The 24053-nt window shown below is 41.3% G+C and carries 20 protein-coding genes; 9 read left to right on the top strand and 11 right to left on the bottom strand.

All coding sequences use genetic code 11. The annotated features are described in order from the left end of the window. Window positions 1–98 precede the first annotated feature (98 nt). Window positions 99–2759, bottom strand: a complete 2661-nt coding sequence (locus IGK63_RS02795; RefSeq protein WP_086299112.1) for a bacterial Ig-like domain-containing protein — start codon at window positions 2757–2759, stop codon at window positions 99–101. 297 nt (window positions 2760–3056) lie between these two features. Here IGK63_RS02795 and IGK63_RS02790 point away from each other — a divergent pair, with 297 nt between their 5' ends. The 3 genes from IGK63_RS02790 to IGK63_RS02780 all read left to right on the top strand — a co-directional run bounded on the left by IGK63_RS02790 (window position 3057) and on the right by IGK63_RS02780 (window position 6543). Then, window positions 3057–4562, top strand: coding sequence for a helix-turn-helix domain-containing protein (locus IGK63_RS02790; protein WP_016611300.1), 1506 nt, complete (start codon window positions 3057–3059; stop codon window positions 4560–4562). Between the two features lie 458 nt (window positions 4563–5020). Next, window positions 5021–5887 (top strand): LysR family transcriptional regulator, encoded by an 867-nt coding sequence (locus IGK63_RS02785; protein ID WP_016611302.1) that lies wholly within the window; start codon window positions 5021–5023, stop codon window positions 5885–5887. 503 nt (window positions 5888–6390) lie between these two features. Next, window positions 6391–6543 (top strand): hypothetical protein, encoded by a 153-nt coding sequence (locus IGK63_RS02780; RefSeq protein ID WP_008377957.1) that lies wholly within the window; start codon window positions 6391–6393, stop codon window positions 6541–6543. Between the two features lie 50 nt (window positions 6544–6593). Here the strand turns inward: IGK63_RS02780 and IGK63_RS02775 are convergent, their stop codons facing one another. The 4 genes from IGK63_RS02775 to IGK63_RS02760 all read right to left on the bottom strand — a co-directional run bounded on the left by IGK63_RS02775 (window position 6594) and on the right by IGK63_RS02760 (window position 9658). Then, a complete protein-coding gene (locus IGK63_RS02775; protein ID WP_429972430.1) occupies window positions 6594–7127 on the bottom strand; it encodes an IbrB-like domain-containing protein in 534 nt (177 codons plus the stop codon). After that, window positions 7054–7545, bottom strand: a complete 492-nt coding sequence (locus IGK63_RS02770; protein ID WP_050790962.1) for a hypothetical protein — start codon at window positions 7543–7545, stop codon at window positions 7054–7056. The genes IGK63_RS02775 and IGK63_RS02770 overlap by 74 nt, the downstream gene beginning before the upstream one ends. 36 nt (window positions 7546–7581) lie before the next feature. Continuing rightward, a complete protein-coding gene (locus tag IGK63_RS02765; protein ID WP_008377955.1) occupies window positions 7582–8889 on the bottom strand; it encodes a DUF3440 domain-containing protein in 1308 nt (435 codons plus the stop codon). Between the two features lie 244 nt (window positions 8890–9133). After that, a complete protein-coding gene (locus IGK63_RS02760; protein WP_016611308.1) occupies window positions 9134–9658 on the bottom strand; it encodes a hypothetical protein in 525 nt (174 codons plus the stop codon). 954 nt (window positions 9659–10612) lie between these two features. Here IGK63_RS02760 and IGK63_RS02755 point away from each other — a divergent pair. Beyond that, entirely contained in the window at window positions 10613–10801 is a 189-nt protein-coding gene (locus IGK63_RS02755; protein WP_005227564.1) for a hypothetical protein, read from the top strand. A gap of 413 nt (window positions 10802–11214) precedes the next feature. Here IGK63_RS02755 and IGK63_RS02750 read toward each other — a convergent pair whose 3' ends face one another. Next, window positions 11215–12141, bottom strand: a complete 927-nt coding sequence (locus IGK63_RS02750) for a LacI family DNA-binding transcriptional regulator (protein ID WP_008377949.1) — start codon at window positions 12139–12141, stop codon at window positions 11215–11217. A 225-nt stretch (window positions 12142–12366) separates the two neighbouring features. Then, entirely contained in the window at window positions 12367–13374 is a 1008-nt protein-coding gene (locus IGK63_RS02745; protein ID WP_016611309.1) for an AraC family transcriptional regulator, read from the bottom strand. A gap of 174 nt (window positions 13375–13548) precedes the next feature. On the opposite strand from IGK63_RS02745, the gene IGK63_RS02740 reads away from it, so the two are divergent. Both IGK63_RS02740 and IGK63_RS02735 read left to right on the top strand, forming a co-directional pair. Beyond that, a complete protein-coding gene (locus IGK63_RS02740; protein ID WP_016611310.1) occupies window positions 13549–15885 on the top strand; it encodes an alpha-L-rhamnosidase in 2337 nt (778 codons plus the stop codon). Continuing rightward, a complete protein-coding gene (locus IGK63_RS02735; protein ID WP_016611311.1) occupies window positions 15878–17092 on the top strand; it encodes an MFS transporter in 1215 nt (404 codons plus the stop codon). The genes IGK63_RS02740 and IGK63_RS02735 overlap by 8 nt, the downstream gene beginning before the upstream one ends. Before the next feature lie 78 nt (window positions 17093–17170). Here the strand turns inward: IGK63_RS02735 and IGK63_RS02730 are convergent, their stop codons facing one another. The 4 genes from IGK63_RS02730 to IGK63_RS02715 all read right to left on the bottom strand — a co-directional run bounded on the left by IGK63_RS02730 (window position 17171) and on the right by IGK63_RS02715 (window position 21857). Then, entirely contained in the window at window positions 17171–19528 is a 2358-nt protein-coding gene (locus tag IGK63_RS02730) for an HAD-IC family P-type ATPase (protein ID WP_429972429.1), read from the bottom strand. Window positions 19529–19894: 366 nt separating this feature from the next. Then, a complete protein-coding gene (locus tag IGK63_RS02725) occupies window positions 19895–20626 on the bottom strand; it encodes a class I SAM-dependent methyltransferase (protein WP_034871894.1) in 732 nt (243 codons plus the stop codon). A 274-nt stretch (window positions 20627–20900) separates the two neighbouring features. Further along, window positions 20901–21413, bottom strand: a complete 513-nt coding sequence (locus IGK63_RS02720; protein WP_005232023.1) for a ClbS/DfsB family four-helix bundle protein — start codon at window positions 21411–21413, stop codon at window positions 20901–20903. Window positions 21414–21440: 27 nt separating this feature from the next. Continuing rightward, a complete protein-coding gene (locus tag IGK63_RS02715) occupies window positions 21441–21857 on the bottom strand; it encodes an effector binding domain-containing protein (RefSeq protein ID WP_016611315.1) in 417 nt (138 codons plus the stop codon). 93 nt (window positions 21858–21950) lie between these two features. On the opposite strand from IGK63_RS02715, the gene IGK63_RS02710 reads away from it, so the two are divergent. The 3 genes from IGK63_RS02710 to IGK63_RS02700 all read left to right on the top strand — a co-directional run bounded on the left by IGK63_RS02710 (window position 21951) and on the right by IGK63_RS02700 (window position 23978). After that, complete coding sequence (locus IGK63_RS02710; RefSeq protein ID WP_034871895.1) at window positions 21951–22859, top strand: helix-turn-helix transcriptional regulator; 909 nt, start codon at window positions 21951–21953, stop codon at window positions 22857–22859. Next, window positions 22849–23418, top strand: a complete 570-nt coding sequence (locus IGK63_RS02705; RefSeq protein ID WP_016611318.1) for a hypothetical protein — start codon at window positions 22849–22851, stop codon at window positions 23416–23418. Before IGK63_RS02710 ends, IGK63_RS02705 begins: the two co-directional genes overlap by 11 nt. A gap of 98 nt (window positions 23419–23516) precedes the next feature. Then, on the top strand, window positions 23517–23978 hold the full coding sequence (locus tag IGK63_RS02700; RefSeq protein ID WP_008377933.1) for a GNAT family N-acetyltransferase: 462 nt from the start codon (window positions 23517–23519) through the stop codon (window positions 23976–23978). Window positions 23979–24053: the final 75 nt, after the last annotated feature.

Genomic DNA, 24053 nt, shown 5'->3' with positions numbered 1-24053 from the left:
GATGTTTGTGATTGCTTTTTTGTTCTCTCTTAAAGCAATTCATCCAGCTTGTTCGTCCTGTATGTTTTATTCTTCTAGCTCTTTTGTCGATCCTATTGTTATTTTCTCCATGATTTCTTACGGTACAAGAGCACCAACCCGCCGATTAAGAATAGGATACCTGTAACACTTAGCAAAACACTGCTTGTTTCTCCTGTTTTTGGCAGTTGCTTAACAGTGGATTGTTTGCTTGCTTTGATCGGTGTTGTCTGTCCTGTTGCTGAGGGGTTGTCTGATTGTTCTGATGGACGTTTTTCGTTTTTCTCATCATCGTTTGTTTCTGACGTCTCTGTCTCAGGACGTGCCTTAATTGGTTCTTCTGTTATTGGATCAGACGCTTCAGTTTCAGGAAATTCAGTCCCAGGCGACTCACTTTCCGGGCGATTTTCTTCTGGTACTTCTGTTGGCGTTTCGTCAGGTGTTTCGCTGACTTTTGCTTGTATAGTAATCACGGCATGGGCAATCACTGCTCCGTAATGGTAGGAAACCGTGTATTGACCGACTATGTTGTTGTTCACTGTGCCATTGACTTCTACTTCTGAAAAGGCTACTTTTTTGCCATCACGATCGGTGGCAGAATCAAAGTTTGTTTCTGGCAACCATTCATCGCCTTGCTTGATCGTTGAATCGTGGACTTTTAGGGATGTTTCATCCGCTTTGACGGTGATAGTGGCTTTGCTTTCTACACCACGATAAATGTAAGTGACCTCGTACTCGCCTGCTTTCGTTGTGTCTGCTTTTCCTGTAACGGTGATATCTTCAAAATCAACAGGTTTACCATCCCGATCTGTTGCGCTATCGAAGTTGTCTTTGGCTGTCCAGTTTTCCCCTGTGTACAACTCGCTATCGTGGACTTTGACTGTAGTTTGATCGGCTTTGACGGTGATAAGGGCTTTGCTTTCTAAGTCATGATAGCTGTATATAACTTCATACTCGCCTACTTTCGTCGTATCGACAATCCCTGTGACAGTGATATCCCCAAAATCAACAGATGAACCGTCTCTATCTGTTGCATTATCGAAATTATCCTTAGCTGTCCAGTTATCCCCTGTGTACAACTCACTATCGTGGACTTTGACTGCCGTTTGGTTGGCTTTGACGGTGATAGTGGCTTTGCTTTCTACGCCGTGATAGCTGTAAGTGACCTCGTACTTTCCTGCTTGCGTTGTATCGACAGTCCCCGTGACAGTGATATCCCCAAAATCAACAGATGAACCATCTCTATCTGTTGCACTATCGAAATTATCCTTAGCTTTCCAGTTGTCCCCTGTGTACAACTCGCTGTCATGGGCAGTCACCTTGGTTTGGTCAGCTTTGACGGTGATCACAGCTTTTGATGCTACTCCATCATAACGATAAACTACCTCATAGGACCCCGTTTTTTTAGTATCTACGCTTCCTTCAACGTTCACATCCGCAAACGAAACTGGGTTGTTATCCCGATCTACGGCTTGATCAAAGTTATCTTCTGCGGCCCAGTCATCGCCGACGTATATCGAAGAATCATGAACCTTAATCGCAGTGAATCGTGGTTTTACGAGTATCGTTGCTTCTTTACTCACATGATTCAATTGATAACTGATTTTATACGTAGCGGCTTTGTTAGTATCTACTTGTCCGGAAACACGACCACCCTCAGCAATAAATTCCTCATAAGTCAAAGTTTTGCCTTCTTTTGAAATAGCTTGCTCAAAATTATCCGCCGCTGTCCATGTATCCTGTTCATAAATCGTGGTATCTTTCACGGTCAGATTGGTATAGTCAGTCGGTGCTTTTTGATAGACGTACGTCACCGTTACTTCGCCACGAGGAAGAACACCTTTTGCATTCGTTGGCAGTTGACTGGTATCAAGGATGTACCCCGGAATTTGTGGAATAAACGCACTTGTAGAGACATCATAAGGCTCATTGGTACTATCATTGATCGTTTGGGAAGGATAGATTTCCATACCAGTCTCATCCACATATTTAATGGTCAGATGGCTATTTGTAAAGCGAATATTATATGTTGCTGTAAACAAAAGGTTACCGTTAGCGTCGGTATATTCTAAAACCGCTGTTAAACCGTAATAGTTGATCGTAAAACCTGTGAAGCTTGTCCAAGATATATTTAATTGATTGGTACCAGTCACTTCACTTGTATACCATAGTCCCACTAGCATGTATACCTTATCCGTTTTGTAGACATAAAAATCTTCTGTCAGCTGCGGGTCTTGGTATAGTGTTTGGTGTGCGTATTTTTCCGGGATTGGCAAATCCAAAACCAGTGCTTTATACTTGATCGGATCATATTCTACAGTCAGATCGTAGTTGAAACTCTCGATACTCTTCGTTGATTCTGCAGCGAGAGGTTGACTATCCGTAGATTCTACATTGGTTTCAGCAGATGGGGCAGTAACTGAAATTTGAGTTTTTTCTGCAACATCAGCTGCGTTAGATTGATTTGTTTCTGAGTTTGAAGTGGTGGTCACCACTTCACTTTCGGTTGTTTCAGAAGATATGACGTCAGCATTTCCTTCTTGGGTATCTGTCTTTTCTCCTGTGTTCATGCTTCCTGATGAATCTGCCAGCAAGGGAACCGATGAGTCTATGAATGGTGTTTGCTGCTCTGTTTGTTGTGTTTCTGTTGCCTGAGCGATCGGCCATGTGCTTGGAAAGGTTGTCCCTAAAATCAGCATCCCTATTAAACCTCTCTTAATTATAACTACGCGTTTTTTCATTTTTACTTTTTCTCCTTTTTCTTTTTCCAAACTTTATTCACACTTACTTCCGTTCCAATCTGTCCAAATTTTGGTTGACTGCAACTGGCAGGGGTGTTTTCTATAAAATAACTTCCTTAAATGACTGTCCTTCGCAAAAATATGTGGGCGCCGCATCTTTAACATGAATTCCTTCAATTTTCAAGGGATAAGACTTCTTGAATGGCCCAGAGTATTATATAATTTACTTAAAACGAATGGTTTTTATATTCGATCGCTGATCGCTCCCACAGGGTCTTGAAAGAGGTGGTGACATCAATGTTAGAAAATTTATCCATCAACTTACATCGAGATAAGGCATTTTCTCGTCAAGTAAAAATTCTGCAAGTGCTAAATGCAGCACCCGCAGGGTATCACCCGCAAGAGTTGGCGACATTATTGGGACTTTCCTTGCCTACAGTCTCTAAAGAATTAAGTATTTTAAGCGACAGTTTGCCGAAAGATCTGGTCAAGATCAAACTTTCTGGATCCAACATCGTTTCGATTGAGTATGCACCAAATGCTTCAATCAATTCTGCCATTCAGCTTTTGGGCATGGAAACGTTGGAGTTTAAAATCATGTCTAGTATCATTGATAATAAAAAATACTCTATTCACCGAGCAACGATCGAATTTGGCTATTCCCGCAGTCATCTGTTGCGAACGATCAGTTATATGAACAAATCTTTACAAACCTATTCTGTGACCATCGCAACGAATCATCTTGATTTTATCGGTACCGAAGCCGATATTCGCTTTTGTCTGTTTGTCTTTTTCTCCGCTTATGGCGATAGCACGATCTTAGATAAAGACAGCCCTGCAGATGCGCGTCTTCTGGTCCAAAAAGCAAAAGAAGCCAACAAAAAAGATTTGCATTACAGTCATTATCGACTTGCCCTATGGCTAAGTATTGCCAAGCGTAGGTGGCGCTATTCTTACTTTTTGACATTGCCACCGTCTTTAGAACGCAATCTATTAGAGAAAGAACGCTTCGCTGTTTTCTCAAAAATATTAAACGAACATTATTTGAAAAAATATCGGATCATCCACTTGCCGCAACAAGAACTCCTTTGGATCTTCCTCAATGCTCTCCACTGCATTTCGTATAGTACGATGGATATTAATGGGGAAAGCGAGGCGGATTACATTTTTCACCATACAGAGAAACCAGAAATTCTCGCAGAAGTTGCTGCCTTTTTAAAGAAACCTGGAATAGCTATCCTTCCTGCAGCATCACACAAAATCATCGCATATCTCGTAAATCTCCGCTTGTTAACGATGATTTCTGCGAATTACGAATTTGCCGATCCCCAGATCAAAACCTTTGTTGAAGCGACATTCAAGACGGACTACCTTGCTTGGAATAAATGGTTGAAACAGTTTAATGAACAAAGTCGTTTCTTTTCGTTTACTCACTTAGAGCATGTCGCAGTTACGTTGACCTTGTTAAGCGAACTTTCTTCTAGCAATCAGTTGAAAAAACATCTCAAAGTGGCCTTTGCTTTTCAAGGTGGTGCTGGATTAGATGCCTTTTTAGCCGCATCAACAGAGCTATTCAAAAATGACCATACAGAAATCAGTTATTTTTTTGAAGTGGCTCCTGATGAACAAGAATTGATCCATCGAGAAATTGATTTGATCGTTAGCAATTTTGACTTGCATCTGAAAAGTAACCCCAAATTTCAGCAACTACGAATTTCCAATGTTCCTACCCTTTCGGACTGGACGATCATCCACAAAACGATTGAACAGCTGATTCAGCCAAGAATCACACCGATTCATTGACCTAAGGCAACTGTCGGCCTTCTTGAAGGAAGCGCCGTCAGTTTTTTCATTGCATGGTTTGCTATTTTAGTCCTTTCCTAAGTATCCATTTTTCTTTTCTCTTAGCGTGTCTATTTTTTTCACATCCGAAAAAAATCAGACCTTTTTTCAAGATTCCTCTCCTAACAAACGCTTTTCTTTTCAAGCGCAGCGTAAAAATTCATTGTCTTGTTTTCGTGTGCTGCTCGTAATCCCTGAAAAGTTGGGATGTTTGGTGTATTTTTTATGATAGAAATTTTAGCAGCTACTCTTAGCCCCAAATGTGAAAAGCGTTATTTTAAAAGCAAAGAAACATACGATCAAAACAGACTGCATGTTTTAAATAACTTTTGTATCTATTTTTTTTATTTACTAGAAAAAAAAGAAATCTTCTCCCCGCTCCTTTTTTGTATAATAGGTAAAAAGAGAGGGGGACCAATGTGGATTTTATCAAAGAGCTGCACTCCTTTAAAACGATCGTTGAAGAAGGTACGTTTACGAAAGCTGCTGCTAAATTAAACTATGCCCAATCGACGGTTACGAACCATATCAAAAAGTTAGAAGAAGAGTTAGAAGTAGCGTTATTTTTGGAAGGAAAAAGCAATGTACTCACGTTGGAAGGTGAATTGTTGAAACAGGCGGTTCCTGGTCTGATCGCTCAGTGGGAGGAGGTCAAAGAACAGTTGCTCAATGCTTCGAACACAGTCGAATATTCTTTACGGATGGGCATCGTCCCCCCTTATGACATGTTGATTTTACCGGAGCTTCTCCATGTATTTTCCCACCAATACCCAAAAATAAAATTCGAGATCATGGTGGGATCCACGCTGGCATTAGCCGATGCATTAAAAGAAAATCGTATTGATTTTGCGTTATGCTCACTTCCTCACGAAGATTCCTTTGTCTATGAAGAACTTTTCCAAGAAGAAATCTGCTGCATCACTTCGATCACGAACCCATTGATCATTAAGGAATTAGCCGACCTTACAGGAATCCATCTATACAGTTCCGGCGGTGACTGTCCTGCACTTAGAAATATCGAGGGCTACCTTGACCAGTGTGTACCTTCGCTCCAATGGGAATATGTCAGCAGCAGCACGACGATTCCTTATTTGATTGAACAAACAGGCTTCTGCGGTCTAGTCCCGCGTTCGATCATTGATCAAACATGCGCTCAAGTAAAAATTTTATCACTGCCTTTACCGAATCTCCGCATGACGATTGGCTTACTGTCAAAGCAACCATTGACACTTTTCCCGAATATTACAAAAAAGTTTGTCTTTGAGTTAAAAATGCGCTTACTGTAATTGTTATAAAACCAGTTTGATCACGATCGATTTTTATGCAGTTATTCTTCAAAAAAAAAATGATAGTATTTATTCTAGCAGCAAAGAAGCAGCGTGAAAACAAATAGCCGCACAACCTCTTTCTGTTCTACAGACGTTGTGCAGCATAGCTTTTCATTTCGCTTATTATTATTCAATCAGATGATTACCTCTTGTTTCGCCACTCACTTTTTGTTATCATTTTACTTTTTTTATGCAAACTGGTACGATTATTCATGCTATCCGCAGGAGATAAAAAAGCCACTGTTGTTCTTTACATTTCAGAATTTTTTACCGATTATAAAAAATAGAAACGTTCTTTCATCCTTTCCAATGTATACTCTACTTTGGAAAAGAACAATCACCAAAAAAGGCTGGACTTGAAAACCGTTCGATCATGTTTTTAGTAGCAGGCAGTTATTGCTCAAGGAGCCTATTTTTGCAATTGTCAGAAAAAATAGACGATGAGAAAAGGAGGAAAAACTATGTTTATCATTGAAGCGATCTTCAGCTTTCTAAGAGACACATTAGGTGTGATCCTGGCCATTCTCTTAGGGACGCTTTGTTTGTCGATGGTGATCAATCTGATCGTTATCGTTGTAAAAAACACCTATTCAAAATTTAAAAAGAATTATTAACGAATCGCTGTCTTCTAATAGATAGTTTTTTAGATAGTTTTTTCAACCTCTCAGGTCTCTTTTTTGCCTTTGTAGTATCTTTTTTCAAATTCAATCCAAGATTTGCTGAATTCATGGTTGGAAAAGGCACTTTTTAAGCCTGAGCGCTGCTTAAAGCGAAAGACCTCTTCGCGGTCCATCCCCAATTCCTTGGCAATTCGTTCGTCCGACCACTCGTTAGCGACCAACTGCTGCACGATGTTTCCCATCTTCTCGATGCCATGGGTACCACGTGCTCGATTGTGGCGAATCGTTGAAGCGATGCGATTCTCAAAAGGCTTATCGATCACTGTGACCGGAACGCTTGGCAACGCCAGGCGGTCTTTTGCTACGACATACCGATGAAACCCATCGATCAAAATATACTTGTCCAGCTCCTTATCGTGGTAACAAACCAGTGGCTGCGTAAAGCCATCTTCCCGAATCGACAGTTCCAGCAAATCCATCTCTGGAGCAGCCACGGTGTTGGGATTATACGTATTCGCGTGAATCTTGCTGACTGGGATCAGCTTCGCCGCTAACACTGGAAAATCGATATCGCTCATGAGGTACTACACTCCTTTTTAGAAATGAATAATTTTTTGTTTGTCGATAGACCGCAAACCCTTTTGACTCCAAAAGTGCAATTTCACTAGGCTGGTTACTAGAAGCGAGAATCTCTGCTTCTGGGTAATTGCGGCTGATATCCACCAACATTTTCCGTAAAAGAAACTTTTTAAATTGAGCAGTTGGATCTTTTTCATAAAATTCCCCTAGCTCCACTTTATTGACGCCTTTTTCATAATAAGAAAAAGCGGTCACCCGTTTTTCGTCATCAAGAATCACATACCAGTAGCAGTTCTCATCATTGACTAAGTACGGAAATTGCTGCTGATACACCCGTTCCGCAAAAAATGCCCCCATCAATTGATAGAATTGGCTTTTCTTATACGGTGGAAAAAATAAAACCAATCGTTCGTTCACAAAACCCTTCCTCTCTAGGGACACATTCGTCCATCGTTAGGTAATTTTTTTCGTTAAATACTCATATTTGGCATTCAATTTTTTTAACTGATACTTGGGTAAATGCTCGATTCCCAACGCCGCCCCAAAATCGACCGCCAACTCATACAATTCCGTCTCATCTTTTTTCGTCAGACTGTATTGTCGCGTGCTCAAAGAAAAATCATTTTTTTCTAACGCACGAGCGATCCCTTTCCAGTCATGCCAGAGTACTTCGTTTTTCAGCCACTCCTTACGTTTGGTCACATCGGGAATGTCTTCCACTTCGATTCCGTGCTTTTCTCGATAATGATCAATCAAGATCGTGATTTTGCGGTAATAATGGTCCTGTAATTTCTTTGAATAAAGTCCAATTGATTCCAGTAAAAAGACCGCATACTCTTGCCAAGTCATATGACTTGGCTTTCTCGTATTGTAATGCGCCAATAATCCCGTCTGGGCATACAATCGACCAAAATTGGCTCCTGACACGCGGTTGACGACCCGTTCCCACGTTTCCGGTTCCACCAGAGCATATTGATATAAGCCTTTTCGTTGCTGCATACCATAAGGCTGACAGATTCGCATTTGATGAATCGGAACGCCATGATCATATAATTTTTCATAAAAGCCATTTATCGGCCAGTCAAAATGGGCATAGGCGCCCCAGACATCTTCTGTCTTCCAATCATAGATGGGGTAAAAATTGACGACCATGGAATCTGCTACTTGCCGTTTGATCCAGCATTGCTTCCGAAAGTTATACTTTGGCGAAGTGATCGACCGATATCGGTATAGACTTTCCTGTGTTCGGATGCCAACGCCACAAGCAACGGGTTCACACTGATGATAGTTTGCGTACCAGTGAGCAAAGTTTCGTAAGAACTTATCTGGATTCATATTTGCACTCTGATAGATTTCCATCAATGATTCATCTAAATCAGCAAGTGAAATCGCATCTTTTGGCATCATCTGTACCCACTTCTCACGTTCTTGTTCATCCCACATCAGCCATTGTGGCTGAAATACGCTAGTGTTGTTGTCCTCGTAAAAGGGCAAACAGAAGTGAAAGGTTTGATTGATAGTTGGTAACGCTTTGATTTTTTCCATGAACGTTCTCGTAGCATCATAATTTGCCTCGATATCTAAAATCAGCAGATCAAAAGTTTTCTTTTTTTGTCGGGCGACTTGGTCAGCCAACTGAATCATGGCACCGCTATCTTTTCCACCACTGAAAGAGAAATAAACATGGGGAAAGGTATCAAAAATATATTCCAGGCGCGTCATCGCCGCTTCCAGCACATTATCCTTACAATATTTCTTCATAAAAGCTCATGTCCTCATTTTATTTGTCCTTTTTTTGAATAAGTATTACATTCTAGTATAAAGTTTCACTTAGCTTCTTACAAGGACTTAAGGGAGATTTTGCATTCGATACATGCAAATAATTGTTAGCTATCATTGCAATGTGTTCCCCATTGTTCACTACTATTCCTAGTAATCAAGAAAAATAGTGGGAAAAAATAGTAGAAAAATTCCTTCTGAAACAAGTTTTATTGCTTTTCTTGATTCATTCAGCCAAAAGGGTTTGAAGGACTTTTTCAATACGCTTCACTTGTTTTTCATTGAAGTGGGACAGCCATTCTTGATCCTCAAGTAAACGCTGAATCTCTTGCTGAAGGTCTTTGTATCGACTGGCTTCCTTGATGTTTTCAGTCATCTTCAAGAAATTACTAATTTTTTCTCCTTTAGGCAGCAGTACATACTCTTGCTTGATCCCTTCAAACTTGTCTTCATGATCAATCACCAAAAGTTGACTGATCAAATCATGAGCGATCCACCGATGATAGGAGTTTTTATGGGTATGCAAGGCCCAGATCCGTTCCCATTCATCATAAATCAGCTCAGGGTTTTTAACGGCTACTTCTTTAATGATCAAATAACTATTAAAATACTCATTGATATGATTTTGACCATCAACGATATTCTCCACTAGCCTCTCTCTTATCTTTCGATCATCGATCGCCGTTTGCACAAACGGTTGGGGATCAAAGGATGTTGTCTGGAAATGACCTGCGATTTCTGGGTAGTCCATGCTTTCACCTTCTTTAAAAATTATAAGATTATTTTACAGGTTTGAACCTCTAAGTTTATTTTAACAGAATCTATGTGCGAAAAAAGTGGCTTTTATATTCCCCTTCTTTTATCAATCATCCATTCTGATCACGTAGGTAGACTAACGCCACTTTGAATATCATACTTTTTGGAAAACCCAATTTAAAATTGAAAACAGCTGGAAAGAATCCTTTCGATCCTTTATCCACTAACACTGCTATCTATTGATTTCTTCGGTTCGTCTATTGAGCGCTAGGAAAAGTGCAAGCTTCCTTTTATATCCTTTTCTGAAAGGAGCCCTTCACAAGAGAACCTGCTGGCAACTACTTTCTCGTTAAATTCCCAATGTCACTGACACAAAAAAGGAAGTCCCGCGTTCGGGACTTCCTAACGTTCTTTTCTCTTCAAATACTATTTCACGCATAGCTGCGAGATGCTGGATCACGCGTCCTTTCTCCGAATACCTCGGTCGGTAGGCATTTTGATCCATTGTTCTGGTGGACGCTTTCTGATTTTTTTTGGTGCAAACATCAGTTGAATAGTTCTTTTGACAAAGTTATTTCGGTATACGTTTTCCATAACTTCCACGCCCTTTTCAATTGATTTAGGAAGCGATGACGTCGATCCTTCTTCCTATTTTTATTATAAGCCCCAATCCGGTACAAAACAAACAATTCAGCTGCTGTTTTCTCCCATTCGTTTAGATGAAATCTGTGATTGCTGCTAAAAAAAGAGGCATATATTCTTGAATAAAGTTCAATAAGCCACCGCATATTTATTGAAAAAAATAATGAAAAATTGCAGAAAAAGATCGAAACTACTCGAGACAAACGCCAAAGGGCTATGTTTTTGAATGAAAAATCGTTTCACTTTACTTTTTCTTAAATTTTAATTATTATTCTTTTGAAATAAGAATAATGAAGGAGATAAAAACATGGAAAAATACCAAGTGTTCCCTGGTCAAAACTATCAGGCAAATGTTATTGGCTTTACCGGTTTACAAGAAGTTAGTGTGATTCATGTTTACGAAAATACTGCAACTGTTCTAATCAAAGAAACAGCTGAAACAGGTGTTGCTAAGCTATGTAATTTTCTAGTTGGTGCCACACAATTAGTTAGTTGATCCTCTTTTATTAACCAAAACATGAGGAGCCATTTGCCATCCAACATGTTGTAGGAAAACGATTTGAAAGTAGTCCTTTGTGAGCTTGCTCTTTTCCTATTCATCAATTACAGCAGTATTTTTATTTATCTACTCAATATCTCTCTACTTTATATATAAATAGTGTTAGAATGAACAAAAGGAAACGTATCAGGCTTCCCCCAAGAGAATCTTCCCCAAGTACTCTTGTCTGATACGTTTCCTATTTTTGTGGCGAAAAAGCCACAGACTAATGGTAGCCCTTTACTCTGTGAAAAGCAAGCATTCAAAATTGATTTTTTCTTCATTTTTTTATTTTATCTCCTCAAATTCCCTTTAAAAATCAGGCAAAAACACACCTCTCGTAATAAGGTGTGTTCTTTTTATGACAATGATTATTCACGAATAATAAGTTCATAAGGCAGAATGATCTGTTCTTGTTTTCTTTCTTGAAACAAGCGAAAGGCTTCTTTGCCGCACTGATTCAGATGAAACTCAACGGAAGAAAAATGCAGCATTTGACTGATAAGCAGGTTTTCTTGCCCAATCACGATGGGTGCTGTCCCGTGGGAGTATTGATTCAAAATCATTGCTGCGATTTCGTCTCCATTTGTGATCACCCCATCGATTCCTCGTTCTTTAAAAAAGGCTGCTGCGGAAATCCCGTCTTGGGCTTTGATACAATCCCAATAAATATCGGCTTCCGAAAAAGCAGGAAACAGCTCCTTGGCTTTTGCGATGGTATTGACTGAATTGCAGCTAAGACGTTTGCTGCGCCCGAGCGTCAGTCCCAAACGTTTTACGCCTTGTTCTTTTAAATAATTGATACTAGCTGTCACAGAGCCGACCAAGTCGATCGCAACGAAAGGAACAGCAGTACCGGTCGAATTTTCACAAAAAACGATCGGTCCTTTTTCCATGTAGGGATAAAACGTCTCGATATGATTTGCGCGGGTAATGACGATCAATCCGTCAAACCCTTTTGCAGCGAATTCTTCTAGATATTCTAGTTCCAATTTCCGATCAAAATTGGTCGGCAATAACGTCACTTTGTATTTTTTAGCAAAGGCTTCTTCCATAATGCCATTTAGAATCCCATCAAAAAAGGCGTGATTGACAAACGGCACGATGACCCCAATATTATAGGTTTTCCCCGAGCTGAGCTTTTGGGCGATCTTATTCGGTTTGTAATCCAGTTCTTCCATCACCGCCAAAATCGCTGCTCGCTTTTGCTCATCGACATAAGGATGGCCATTGATCACACGAGAGACTGTCGTGATCGAAAAACCAGTGATTTTTGCTATATCGCGTATCGTTGCCATTTCCTTCATTCCTATCTGTTTGTTTTACGATTGACCTAAGTCTACCATAGAAAATTTACTGATTCACTTTCGATAAATTTTCTGAAAAGGTCCCTTGGTTGATTGTACGGTATGAAACGAGTTTCATAGCAAGACTATTGCCACATTATTTTTTCTTTAACTACTACATAGCATACGAAAAAACTGCTCAACATTTCTAGAAGAGCAGTTCTCTTTGATAAACGCTCAATTCATTTCTCTAAACTGCTTTGGTGAACTGCCCGTTACTTTAAAAAAATAGCGATAAAAATTACTCAAATCCCCATAGCCGACGAGCTCAGCAATCTCTTGGATAGGTAAGCTGGTTTGTCTTAAATAGACTTTTGCTTTGCTGATTCTCATCTCCAATACTAACTGAGAAAAAGTTTTTCCCGTTTTATTTTTTAGAATACGCGCAATTTGCCGCTGACTATAATTGAACTTGTTGGTTAAATCGACAATAGAGACTTCCGCAAAATGAGTCTGCAAATATTGAAGCATATCGATTGTTTCTGACTCCTCTCCTGCTTCAGTATCTAGGCTGACTTGATTGGTTTGAAACCCTCTTAAAAGCTTGATAAAAAAGGTATCGAGAATGTTCTTCAGCATTCTTTGAGAATAGCCATCCGTTTTGTTGATCTCTTCTGTCATTAATAGAATGTCGTCCGTCAGCCCTGCTGTGGGGAGTGTATGAAAATAAAGAAATCGCTTGCTGTTTTCATAAAGCGCATTCAGGAAGAAGTGCGACAAAATATCTTTATCCTCTAATAACCCAAAGAAAGAAGCGTTGAAGGTGCTCTTGCGAATTAAAATATTGACTGCTTCCAAGCCATCTGAAAATCCACTGATTGCGTGGATCGTCCGTGGTGCAATTACTACAATGTCCCCTTCCTTCAATTCATAGGTCTGATTTTCAAAAAAATTATAACATCTACCTTTTACCACATAGATCATCTCGAAAAATTCATGTGCATGATAATTTGCTGGTAGATAGCGAATGTGTTTGATCACTTGAATGTCAGCATTTTCTTCGATCAAGTAGTGCTCCGAGAGTTCTGGTCTGAATTCCGCGAAAATTTGTTCTAGGATCAGTCGTTTGCTAGAAGCTAAATTTTTGGGAATGACTTTGTCATGAAACGGTACCTGGAGTTCTAATTCTGGGCAAGCCAAATAAACCTCTTTTAATGCTTTTTCAAGAATCGTTAGTGTCGCCATTGTGAAATCCTCCAATGTCTTTTTTTACTAATCGGGTTGGCAATAATAGCTAAGACACAAAAAAGAATAGCGCTTACAATTTAGGTATCAAAAACTTAGTAGTAATACTAACAAGCCATTAAAAGAATTGCAAGCTTCATTTAGGGCAAATTTTGAAAGAAAGAAGGACCGTTTATGACAAAAAATTGGCAAGCGACTTGGATCGAACCGCAGCAAGAGCCAACTCGAAAAGAACCACCATTCAGTTTGGCGGATATGTTTTCAGGAAAAAAAGTTGTGCAGGATCCCCCCGAAGAAAGGTTACTCCCACCACATTATTTGAAAAAAATATTCACTATTGAAAACAAGTCTATCAAACAAGCATCCCTTACGATGACGGCACACGGCATCTATCAAGCAAAAATCAATGGACAAGCGGTGTCAGAAGCATTATTTGCGCCAGATTATACCTCTTACACGCAGTATCTTCAATATCAGACCTACGATGTGACTCACTTGTTAAAAGAAAAAAATGTTTGGTCGGTAACGTTAGCTGATGGCTGGTACGCCGGCAGGGTCAGTGTCAGTGGCGGCAGTGCTCAATTCGGTGATCGACTAGGTATCTTAGGAGAAATCGAAATCCACTATACCGACGGTACGCATGAAATCATTGTGACCGACGAAGATTTTTTTAGCAGCCACGGCAAATACGTCTACAGTGATCTTTTCATTGGTGAAAAACAAGACTTACGTTTAGAAAAGGAAAACTGGGAAACCGATTTTGACCTAACTGGATTTACGAAAGTGTCAAAAGCAGATTATGGCTTCGACCATTTGACTCCTCAAAGAGGACCGCAAGTCAAACGCCAAGAAAAGCTTGCAGCAAAGGGTATTTGGTGGGAAAAAGACGCAGTGATCGTAGACTTCGGCCAAGTGATCGCAGGTCGCGTCCAGTTACAGATTCCATTGGCTGATGGACAGGAAATCACCATTGAGCATAGCGAAGTGCTCGATCGGGAGGGTCATTTTTTCAATAATATCGTTGGTAGAAACAAAGACCAAAAAGATGTGTTTATTGGCAATGGCCGTGAAGCCTGGCTAGAGCCTGACTTTACCTTTCACGGATTTCGCTACATCAAAATTGACGGGCTTGACGTCCTGCCAGATAAACAGTCTGTTTGGGCATACGCCATTTACTCTGATATGAAAACAACCGGCTCTTTTACTACATCCAATCCAAAAGTAAATCAGCTGATCGAAAATATTCAATGGAGTCAAAAAGGGAATATGCTATCGATTCCGACAGATTGTCCACAACGGGAACGGGTCGGCTGGACAGGTGACATTCAAGTGTTCGGTCCAACAGCAACATTCTTTATGGATGTTTATGACTTCTTAGGGCGGTGGCTAGACAATGTCCGCTTGGAGCAACAAGCAGATGGACAAATCGTCGACTATACCCCTGCCCCCCGAGATTATTTTGAAGGAGAGTCACTTACTGGTTCTTTGTCTTCTGCTGGTTGGGGCGACGCAATCGTTTTACTTCCTTGGACATTGTATCAACGGTACGGCAAGTTAGAGATTTTAGTCGAAAATTATCAAGCCATGAAGCGCTGGCTCTCCTTTAGTCGAAAAAGCGCCGCTGGGGACAAGACGGATGACAAACAGTATTTATGGGATACAAAGTTTCATTTTGGTGACTGGATGTTTCCTAGCTTCATGATCGGTGAGGACGCTAAAGGTCCGATGGAAACAGCATTCGTCACGAAAGACCTTTTCGGTACGGCTTTTCTAGCACATTCATCTCAACTTTTTGCTCAAATCAGCCAGCTACTGGATGAAGAGGAAGAAAATTGGAGTGATTTTAGTAATAAAGTAAAAGCAGCTTTTCAGAAATATTACTGGCGCGATGATCACCTTACCGCTGATTTTCAAGGAAGCTATGTGATCGCACTGGCGTTTGATCTTTTAGACGAAACAGCGTCAAAAGCTGCAGCAGCAAGGCTAACCGAGCTGATTATTGCAAACAATTATTGCTTAGACACTGGCTTTTTATCCATCCCTTATCTCCTTGACGTTCTTTGTGATTATGGCTATCAAGAATTGGCACTGAAGCTCTTACTACAAGAGGAATGTCCTTCTTGGCTTTACGAAGTCAATCATGGGGCAACCACGATTTGGGAGTCATGGGCATCGATTCAACCTGATGGTACAGTCTGTGATTTTTCTTTCAACCACTATGCATTTGGTTGTGTTGGGGATTGGCTAGTGAGACGTTTGGCAGGATTGCAAGTAACAGAACCCGGTTTTACTTCTTTTACAATTTCACCGCTTGAGCAAACCGCGATCTCAAGCTATCACTTGAATTATACAACCGCATACGGTGACATTGAAATCGAACGGAGCAATGACCAATTCCATTTAAGTGTGCCACAAAATACGAAAGCAATCTTCCAATATGGAGAGACCACAAAAGTTTTAACATCTGGAAAACATCATTTAACGATTAAAGGAGAGAAAATATATGAGTAAATTGAGGTTAAAAATCGGCATCATTAGTCTGAGTTTTATGAGTATGAGTGCCTTAGTTGTGACTAATGCTTACAGTGCCATTATTGCTGATTTTCCTAATGAGCCGATTGCAAAGATCCAAATGATCGGTACGATCCCTAGTTTAGGATCTTTGATTACCACATTATTCGTAGGAGTATTAGCGATGAAATGCCCCAAAAAAATCTTAGCTCTCTTCGGAATCCTTTTAACAGCTATTGGGGGATTAGTCCCTATCTTCTTTCATTCAAGCATCAATCTCCTATTGGGGTTTGCGCTTATTTTGGGCATTGGGATTGGGTTTATGAATACACTCAGTCCTATGTTGCTCTCAGAGTACTTTGAAGGAGAAGAACGAGCCGGCTTAATGGGTATCGGAACAGCAATTACTTCGTTAGGCTCCGTTGTAATGATGCTGGGTGGCGGTTTGTTAGGTGCCTCAAATTGGCAAAATACCTACTATATTTTTCTAATAACGATCCTGGTTTTCTTATTGTTACTAGTGAATCTGCCTATGGATAAAATTCCCAAACAAACTGCAACTGACAAAAAGAACCAGTCAACCTCAGCCCCCATTGATGTTTTAAAATCAATGAGTAAACTGATTTTTGTTATTGCAGGACTCGCATTCTTCATGTCATTTATTTACACAATTTATCCAAGTAATCTCTCTATTTTGATCAACCATAAAGAAATTGGCGGTACAAGTACGACTGGATTAGTCAATGCAATTGGAACAGTCGGTGGGTTCATTGCCGGCTTCAGTTTGAAATACATCAATCGCGTGACAAAAGATAAAACACTTGCATTAGGATTTCTATCGTTAGCTTTGACGTTTCTGATCAGCCGTTTTTCTTCAACGGTACTGACCATGTCGATCGGTGCTATTCTCTCAGGATTTGCTATGGCTATGGTTATGGCTACCATTCCTTACTATATCTCATTGAAAGCAAGGCCTTTTGAGATTGCAATTGCTATGTCCGTGTTCCAATTTTTGAACTCACTGGGCGGTATTTTCTCGCCTATCATCCTAAGTTGGTTAACGATTAATCCGGGTGAACAAGCCTTCTTATTCGGTGGAATTGCTTGCGTGATCCTCAGTCTGATCATCTTAGTAACCAATATCGGCAAACGCGCATTGAATCAAGCTCCCCTAGACAAGGATTCCCTTTCACAAGTACAGTCTTAATCATATGATTGCTTAAAGCTTCTTTTGCTAAAAAATAAGCCTGAAATGATGGATAACACTCATTTCAGGCTTATTCTATTAGTTTTGCACTTTCTGCAGTGCTCGTTTCTTCGTATACCTTCGCATCAGTAACTCGATTCCCTTATCCGCAAAGCGTTGCATATAGGCGGAAAAATTCAACAAGGCAATCAAGAGAATGAGGTTGAGATAGCTGGTATTGCCTAGGTTAAAGAGGTCACGACCGACGATCAAGGCAGCAAAGTACAAGATCTGGGTGCTGAAAAAAATCATCGTTCGATAGCTGTTGATAGCTGGATAGACTTTTTTCTGGATCAAGCGATAGTTCCAAGCGGTAAAAATAATGCTCATGATCGATAGAGCTTTGCTGCTACTGTTGAACCAATAGCCAAAGTTGATGATCAGCAGAGTTCCTACCGTAATCGTCAATGCTGTTGGAAAAGCATTTTTGAAAATCGTTGTCATAAAGTCCCCTTTGATCCGATTGAAGTCTGGTTCAAAGTTTAAAAAGAAGGTCGGAATGCCGACAAAGCAGGCATTGATGATCGTTAATTGGATCGGCTCAAAAGGATATGTCGTTCCTGATAACAACGTCCCCATAGTGATCATGATGGAGAATAAGACTTGCACTAACACCAATGAACCTGAGCGAGTAATGTTATTGATTACTCGGCGGCCTTCATCCATGACCGAGGGCAAAGCATCGAATTGATTTTCCAAAAGCACCAAATTTGATACTTGGCGCGCAGCATCGACACCGGAAGCCATCGCGATGGAGCAGTCGGCTTCTTTCAGCGCCAAAACATCATTGACGCCATCGCCAGTCATCGCGACAGTATGCCCTTGTTCTTTCAAGTAGAGTACCATTTCTTTCTTTTGTTGCGGCGTCACTCGACCAAAAATCTGATAGTTGCTGACAGCTTCTTTTAATTCGGCTGCAGTTAATTTTGATACATCGATAAAATCAGCAGCCCCTGGTAGATTGACTTTTTTCGCGATTTGACTGACTGTCACTGGATCATCGCCAGAGATGATCTTGCATTGGATTGCTTGTGAACGAAAATACTCCAAGGTCTCTTTGGCATCTTCACGGATCGTGTCTGACAGTAAATAAAATCCTAACGGTTCAATATCCGTCGGCAGTCCTGCCTCCTCATAGCCTTGCGCACTGTGCGCCAAAACGATCACCCGGTAGCCTTCTTCTGCCAGCTGTCTTTCCTGTTTTAAGACAGCTTCATGGTTGGTTCCCAGTAAAATCGACGCAGCTCCGATGAAATAAGTGCCTTGCCCTTCAAACGTGACGCAACTGAATTTGCGGTCAGATGAAAAGGGGACGACTTGCTGCATCTGGTACGTCTTTTTTTCTGGGAAAAAGGTTCGCAGCGCCATTGCCGTTGGGTTCTGATCGGGTAGCTGCGCCATTAAGTTACCAGTGATTTCTGCCAACGGTGTTTCTGAATGAAAGGAAATCGTCTTTTCCACCGTCATCTTGCCTTCGGTGATCGTGCCCGTTTTATCTAAGCAAAGAACATCGACCCGTGCCAAGGCATCAATGCAGTTCAATTCCTGCACCATCACTTTTTTGCGCGCCAGATAGACGGCACTGATGGTCAACGTGACACTCGTCAATAAAAACAAACCTTCGGGGAACATTCCCACAGCTGCCGCCACCGTCCGTAAGATGGCGGTGTTGAAAGTCGCATGAGAGAAATAGAACTGTTTGACAAACAAGAGGGTACATAACGGTACCAAAATCAAGCTGATCCAACGAATGATTTTATTCAAACTGCCTTGGATCAAGTATTTTTGTCGTTTGATGGTCTTGGCTTCTTTGTTGATTTTTGCGATATAGTTATCAGCGCCTACGTGGATCACTTGGCACAACGCTTCACCAGCAGTGATAAAACTGCCAGAAAACAACTCGTCTGCCGGCTGTTTGTGGATTGTATCCATTTCACCAGTCAGCAAGGATTCATTGACTTCTAAAGATCCTTGAATGACTTTGGCATCCGTCGGCACTTGATCCCCGCTTTTCAGTCGTAACACATCATCCATTACGAGTTTGTGGATCGGCAAATTCTCCAGCTTACCATCCCGATAAACATCGGCTTTGGCAACTTTTAGCAGTGCCAGCTTATCTAGCGTTCGTTTGGAACGAACTTCTTGAAAGAGATTGATGATCACATTGCTGAAGACAACAAAGACGAACAAACCGTTTTGATAAGAACCCGTCAAACAGACGAGAAAGAATAGGACACAGTTGATTAAATTGAAAAAGGTAAAGATATTGGTAAACAGGATTTTCGGGTACGTATTCGTCGTATCCTTTTTTGTCTTATTGACTTGACCGCGCTGCACCCGCGCCTTGACTTCCCCTGACGTTAAGCCAATGGTTTGGTTGTTTTCGATGATCCTCACCCTTTCTAATCATAGTCATTTACTTTTCGTTTGCTGAATATTCAGCAAACGTGCATCGGACTTGGGAATGATTTTGCGTTTTTTCTATAAAACCAATTGGCGGCGATTGCGTAAGTTACGCCATCATCTATCGGCTTTTTTCCGTAAAAAAACAAGTACTGTCTAAAATATAGCATACCCTTTTAAGTAATGGCGTTTCATTTTTGTCACCTTCGCGTCACTTTAGGAATTAAAATAACAGTTTATTTTGTTAACTCAACCCACTACACATCAAGCGATCACAGGCTTCCTCGGTTGTTTCTTACGATGACACAAAACAAAAAAACAGCTGATCTTCACAGATCAACTGTTTAACAATTCTTTAAGTCAGCTTTTTCTAGCAGCTATTAGCAGCATCATTGGTCGGCGCATTTCGTCTTTCATTCCCGGTACTTCCAGTAATTCTTCTGGCGGCTGCGGCTCAATCACTTTTTCTAAAATGAAGCCGTTTTGCAATAAGGTCATTAAATAGGTTGTCAGGGTACGATGGTATTTCGTCACCGTTTCACCTAAAAATTGCGCTTGCCGCTTGCCTTCATAATAGTAATGATCGACTGGGAAATGCTGGATTCCCCCCTGCCTATCATACTGCCAATCTTGCGATCCTTCCGCAGTATAAACCGGATGCTCCACCGAAAATACGAGTACACCACCAGGTTTCAGCCAGACCGATATGCTTTTGATCAATGTTTCGAACGTTGCCACATAGTGAAACGCCAATGAACTTAAAACAACGTCTATTGTGGCTGGAGGAAGTGTCACTTCTTCCATTGCGACACATTGATACGTTATTTTCGGATCAGGGTTCCTTTTCTTAGCCTCCTCAAGCATCCGTTGAGAAATGTCAGTTCCTAGTACTGCTGCCGCTCCATGGTCTACAGCATATTGGCAATGCCATCCATACCCACAACCTAGATCAAGCACCTGCTTCTTTTTAAAATCCGGCAACATTTGTTTTAGCGTCTGCCATTCTCCAGCTCCTTGCAGGCCTTTTTGTGAACGAGTCATTTCACTGTATTTAGTAAAAAACGTTTGGTCATCATATTTGTTTTCTTTCATCATTTGTTCCTCCCATGTAAATCGTTTTTTGCTGGTCTTGATCTACATGGGCTTAGGCAATTTTTTGGGAAATAATGCCACCACACATCAGCTTTTTCCTCCTTGCTCTGATTAACGCCATCATAGCACGATTTTCAGTCTCTCACAATTGATAGCAAGTCGCTGGCGCTTCTTTGCCATTGTTTCTCAATAAACCGTTTTTTTATGTACAGCAAAAAATCACACTATGAAAAGGGTGTGATTTTCCTGTTCGATTCATTCATTTCTCTATTGATCAATGCAGTGCTTCCTTTTTCCATTTTCGGATTTTCGTTCGGAAATTGGTAAAGGGTGCTACTGTATTGATATGGATCCATTTATAGACTGGCCACTGTGCTTTGGTGGTTGCCCAATCCCGTTGCCCTGCTTCAAACAATTCCTGATCGGATAAGCCCTCGATCCACTGGCAAAGGGCCGTCACTTTTTGGTCTAAGAGCTCTTGCTGCTGTGCTAAGGTCAAACTGCCATATGTCTGATAAAAGGATTGATACAATCCGCCAAGGTTGTTCCATTTATACCCTTCAGCAGGTGTGTGAACGCTCATCCCTTGTTGTTCCTGTGCTTCCCATGACAATAACAAACTGACCCAGCCGATTTGGTAAGACAAGTTTTCTGAAGGCGTCTTATCGACCCCAGCTGTTCGCTGATTTCGTAACGCTTCGGGAATTTCAACAAATTCTTGGCGAAATTTTTGGTAACGTTCTGTGATCTCTTGGATCAAGTCTGCTTTGCTTTCGTACTGTCTCATTGACTGTCCTCCTATTCAGGAAAATGGTTACTCTTTGTCGCTTTCTTCAATGGCGATAAAAATCGTTACTTCGCCGTCTGGCGCATACTGTTCGAAATCAAAGGAATACCTGCGCTGCAACTGCTGGTTTTCTTCCTCTGACCAGACTTGACGCCAAGTAGTCAGAATGCCCTGCGCATCGCGCCGATCGACCGGATACTTTTTCCAAGTATATTTTTCTGTGTCAAAGTCTGCTTGCTCCGTTTCTTCGAAACAAAGCGAAACGGCATAGTCTCCTTGATAGTTTGACTCATACTCGTGGTAAACGCAAGCGATGACCGTTCCTTTTTCTGCGGCTTTCTTGACCGCCTCGCTGTTTTTCTCCCATAAGCCAATGATTTTTGCTTGAATCGCTGGATCAGTAAAATTATTGGTTCTTTCCGTTGCCATTATCGAAAATTTCATTGGAGTTCCTCCTTCTTTGTCTTTATGATACGATAGAAACCTAGACACCTTCTGTCAGTGTTTTATCATCTTTTTATAAAAGGAGTAACCCCAGTGAGCACGACACGCCTGTTCGGCCTTATCTACCACCTGTTGAATCATGAAAAAGCAACCACTTCTGAATTAGCCAAACAATTTGAAGTCTCGACTCGCACCATCACCAGAGATATCAATACCCTAAGCAGTATTGGCGTACCCATCTATACCGAAACGGGTCGAAATGGCGGCGTCTATTTGTTAAGCAGTTTTGTGTTGGATAAAGTGTTATTATCAGAGGAAGAACGGAAAAACCTGCTTTTGGCGTTGAAAGGGATTCGCCAGCTGACGCCACAGATCAGCGGAGAATCATTGGCAAAACTGCAATCCTTATTCCAGCAAAACGATGCAGACTGGCTAGAAGTTGATTTTTCCACTTGGCATCGGCGAGAAAACGGCAACGACACGTTTGATTTATTAAAAAAGAGTATTTTAACGAACCACGTGATCACCTTTGACTATATCAGTAAACAGGGACCGCAAAAACGCGTCTGTCAGCCTTACAAACTGCTTTTTCGTTCGCAAGCATGGTATCTGCAAGCCTTCGACCAGCAAAAGAATGCCTTTCGGACATTTAAAATCAGCCGCATGAGTCAGGTCCACGTCACTGAACAGCATTTTTTTCCGGTCACTGCGCCTGATTCTGCCATTGAATTGACTGTTACCACCTATCCTGCGCGTCTATTCTTTCAAGCCGACGTTCTTTATCGGGTATATGATGAGTTCGATCATCAGGATATTACTTTGACGGAGGAAGGCACTGCTGTGGTTACCGTTGATTTGCCCGAGGAAAGCTGGGTAGTGCCCTATTTGTTCTCTTTTGGAAAAAGCCTACGCATTTTAAGTCCCCCTCGATTAAAGAATCGTTACCAAGAAGAAGTTGCTGCGATTTATGCCAATTTGACTGAGAACGAGGGTGCGAACTGATTTTTCAAGAAATGGATCCCTATTGAAAGGAGTGTTTGATTTGAAAGAAGTGATCGTAGACTATGGCGGGGTTTCGCTAGCCCGCCTTTGCCAGCAGTTGGAAGAACAGCAGATTCACTTAAACGCGTATGCCAACCAGCTCTTGCGCCATCCCCACCTCTCCCTCAGTGCCGATAAACAGCGTACTACTTGTGTGATTGTTCCCCTTAAAGAACTGGGACTCCCCCAAGGCGGCTCGTTGACGGAGATTTTTGCAGCTGCACCTTCTTATGGACTGACCGATTGTACATTGGAAATGGCCTTACACTTTCGCCTCAGCTATCATCAACTGGCAAATAGCACCGGACTGAAATCCCAAGGAAAAGCGCCAGCTGCCGCAATCACGATCGCTTCTATGCCTTTGGAGAAAACCGACGATTTCCCCAAAGGATTCTACGTTCGCCGCATCGATGGTTGTGACTGGTTGCGGGGCTATACTTGCGATGCACGCCACCAGTTTGCACCGGATGACCTGTTTTTGTTTCAACGACGAGACCCGTTGTCAGAGACCTTCAACTGAAGGGGGAACAAATAGTTACCAATCAAACGTCCCCATTTACCCTTACTGCAATCATTCTGCAAGATAGGGAGAATCCAAAAGGACGAAAGGAGAAATAGATGAACTTAATACCAATGAAAGACAGCGACTACGCTGCCTACTTAGCCAATGCTGTTTTCGAATACGCCAATGACAAAATCCAAGCAGGCACATGGGCCAAAGACGAGGCCCTCTCCCTCGCCAAAGAAAGCTTTGCTTCTTTACTTCCTCAAGGGACTGCCACTGAAAACAATCACTTGTTTTCTTTATTTGCAGCTGATTTTAGTGAACCGATCGGGGTGATTTGGATCAACACAGCTGCCCAGAAAGCCTTCATCTATGACTTTATCATCGAGGAAGACCAGCGAGGAAAAGGCTATGGAACCAAAGCGTTACAAGCTTTGGAAAAGTGGGCGATCCAGCAAGGCATCACTGAGATCGGCTTGCACGTTTTTGCCCATAATCAATCTGCGTATCAGCTATACAAAAAAATGGGCTATTTGGAAACAGATATTACGATGGTTCGACGTTTCGCTGAATGAGTAGTGTTGAATAGGCCCGATCATTAGTACGAAAAAATTGATCGATCAGTTCCGAGCCAAACAAAAAGAAACGAC

It is taken from the genome of Enterococcus sp. AZ040, from assembly GCF_050499185.1.
GTDB lineage: Bacteria > Bacillota > Bacilli > Lactobacillales > Enterococcaceae > Enterococcus_D > Enterococcus_D entomosocium.
The sequence above is the reverse complement of the archived record's forward strand: the minus strand, read 5'-3'. Positions and strand labels throughout refer to the sequence as shown.

Excerpts from the sequence above, each read along its gene's own strand:
- IGK63_RS02795 (WP_086299112.1), bottom strand. The coding sequence starts at position 2,759 with ATGAAAAAACGCGTAGTTATAATTAAGAGAGGTTTAATAGGGATGCTG.
- IGK63_RS02790 (WP_016611300.1), top strand. The coding sequence starts at position 3,057 with ATGTTAGAAAATTTATCCATCAACTTACATCGAGATAAGGCATTTTCT.
- IGK63_RS02780 (WP_008377957.1), top strand. The coding sequence starts at position 6,391 with ATGTTTATCATTGAAGCGATCTTCAGCTTTCTAAGAGACACATTAGGT.
- IGK63_RS02775 (WP_429972430.1), bottom strand. The coding sequence starts at position 7,127 with ATGAGCGATATCGATTTTCCAGTGTTAGCGGCGAAGCTGATCCCAGTC.
- IGK63_RS02765 (WP_008377955.1), bottom strand. The coding sequence starts at position 8,889 with ATGAAGAAATATTGTAAGGATAATGTGCTGGAAGCGGCGATGACGCGC.
- IGK63_RS02760 (WP_016611308.1), bottom strand. The coding sequence starts at position 9,658 with ATGGACTACCCAGAAATCGCAGGTCATTTCCAGACAACATCCTTTGAT.
- IGK63_RS02755 (WP_005227564.1), top strand. The coding sequence starts at position 10,613 with ATGGAAAAATACCAAGTGTTCCCTGGTCAAAACTATCAGGCAAATGTT.
- IGK63_RS02750 (WP_008377949.1), bottom strand. The coding sequence starts at position 12,141 with ATGGCAACGATACGCGATATAGCAAAAATCACTGGTTTTTCGATCACG.
- IGK63_RS02745 (WP_016611309.1), bottom strand. The coding sequence starts at position 13,374 with ATGGCGACACTAACGATTCTTGAAAAAGCATTAAAAGAGGTTTATTTG.
- IGK63_RS02740 (WP_016611310.1), top strand. The coding sequence starts at position 13,549 with ATGACAAAAAATTGGCAAGCGACTTGGATCGAACCGCAGCAAGAGCCA.
- IGK63_RS02735 (WP_016611311.1), top strand. The coding sequence starts at position 15,878 with ATGAGTAAATTGAGGTTAAAAATCGGCATCATTAGTCTGAGTTTTATG.
- IGK63_RS02725 (WP_034871894.1), bottom strand. The coding sequence starts at position 20,626 with ATGAAAGAAAACAAATATGATGACCAAACGTTTTTTACTAAATACAGT.
- IGK63_RS02720 (WP_005232023.1), bottom strand. The coding sequence starts at position 21,413 with ATGAGACAGTACGAAAGCAAAGCAGACTTGATCCAAGAGATCACAGAA.
- IGK63_RS02715 (WP_016611315.1), bottom strand. The coding sequence starts at position 21,857 with ATGAAATTTTCGATAATGGCAACGGAAAGAACCAATAATTTTACTGAT.
- IGK63_RS02700 (WP_008377933.1), top strand. The coding sequence starts at position 23,517 with ATGAACTTAATACCAATGAAAGACAGCGACTACGCTGCCTACTTAGCC.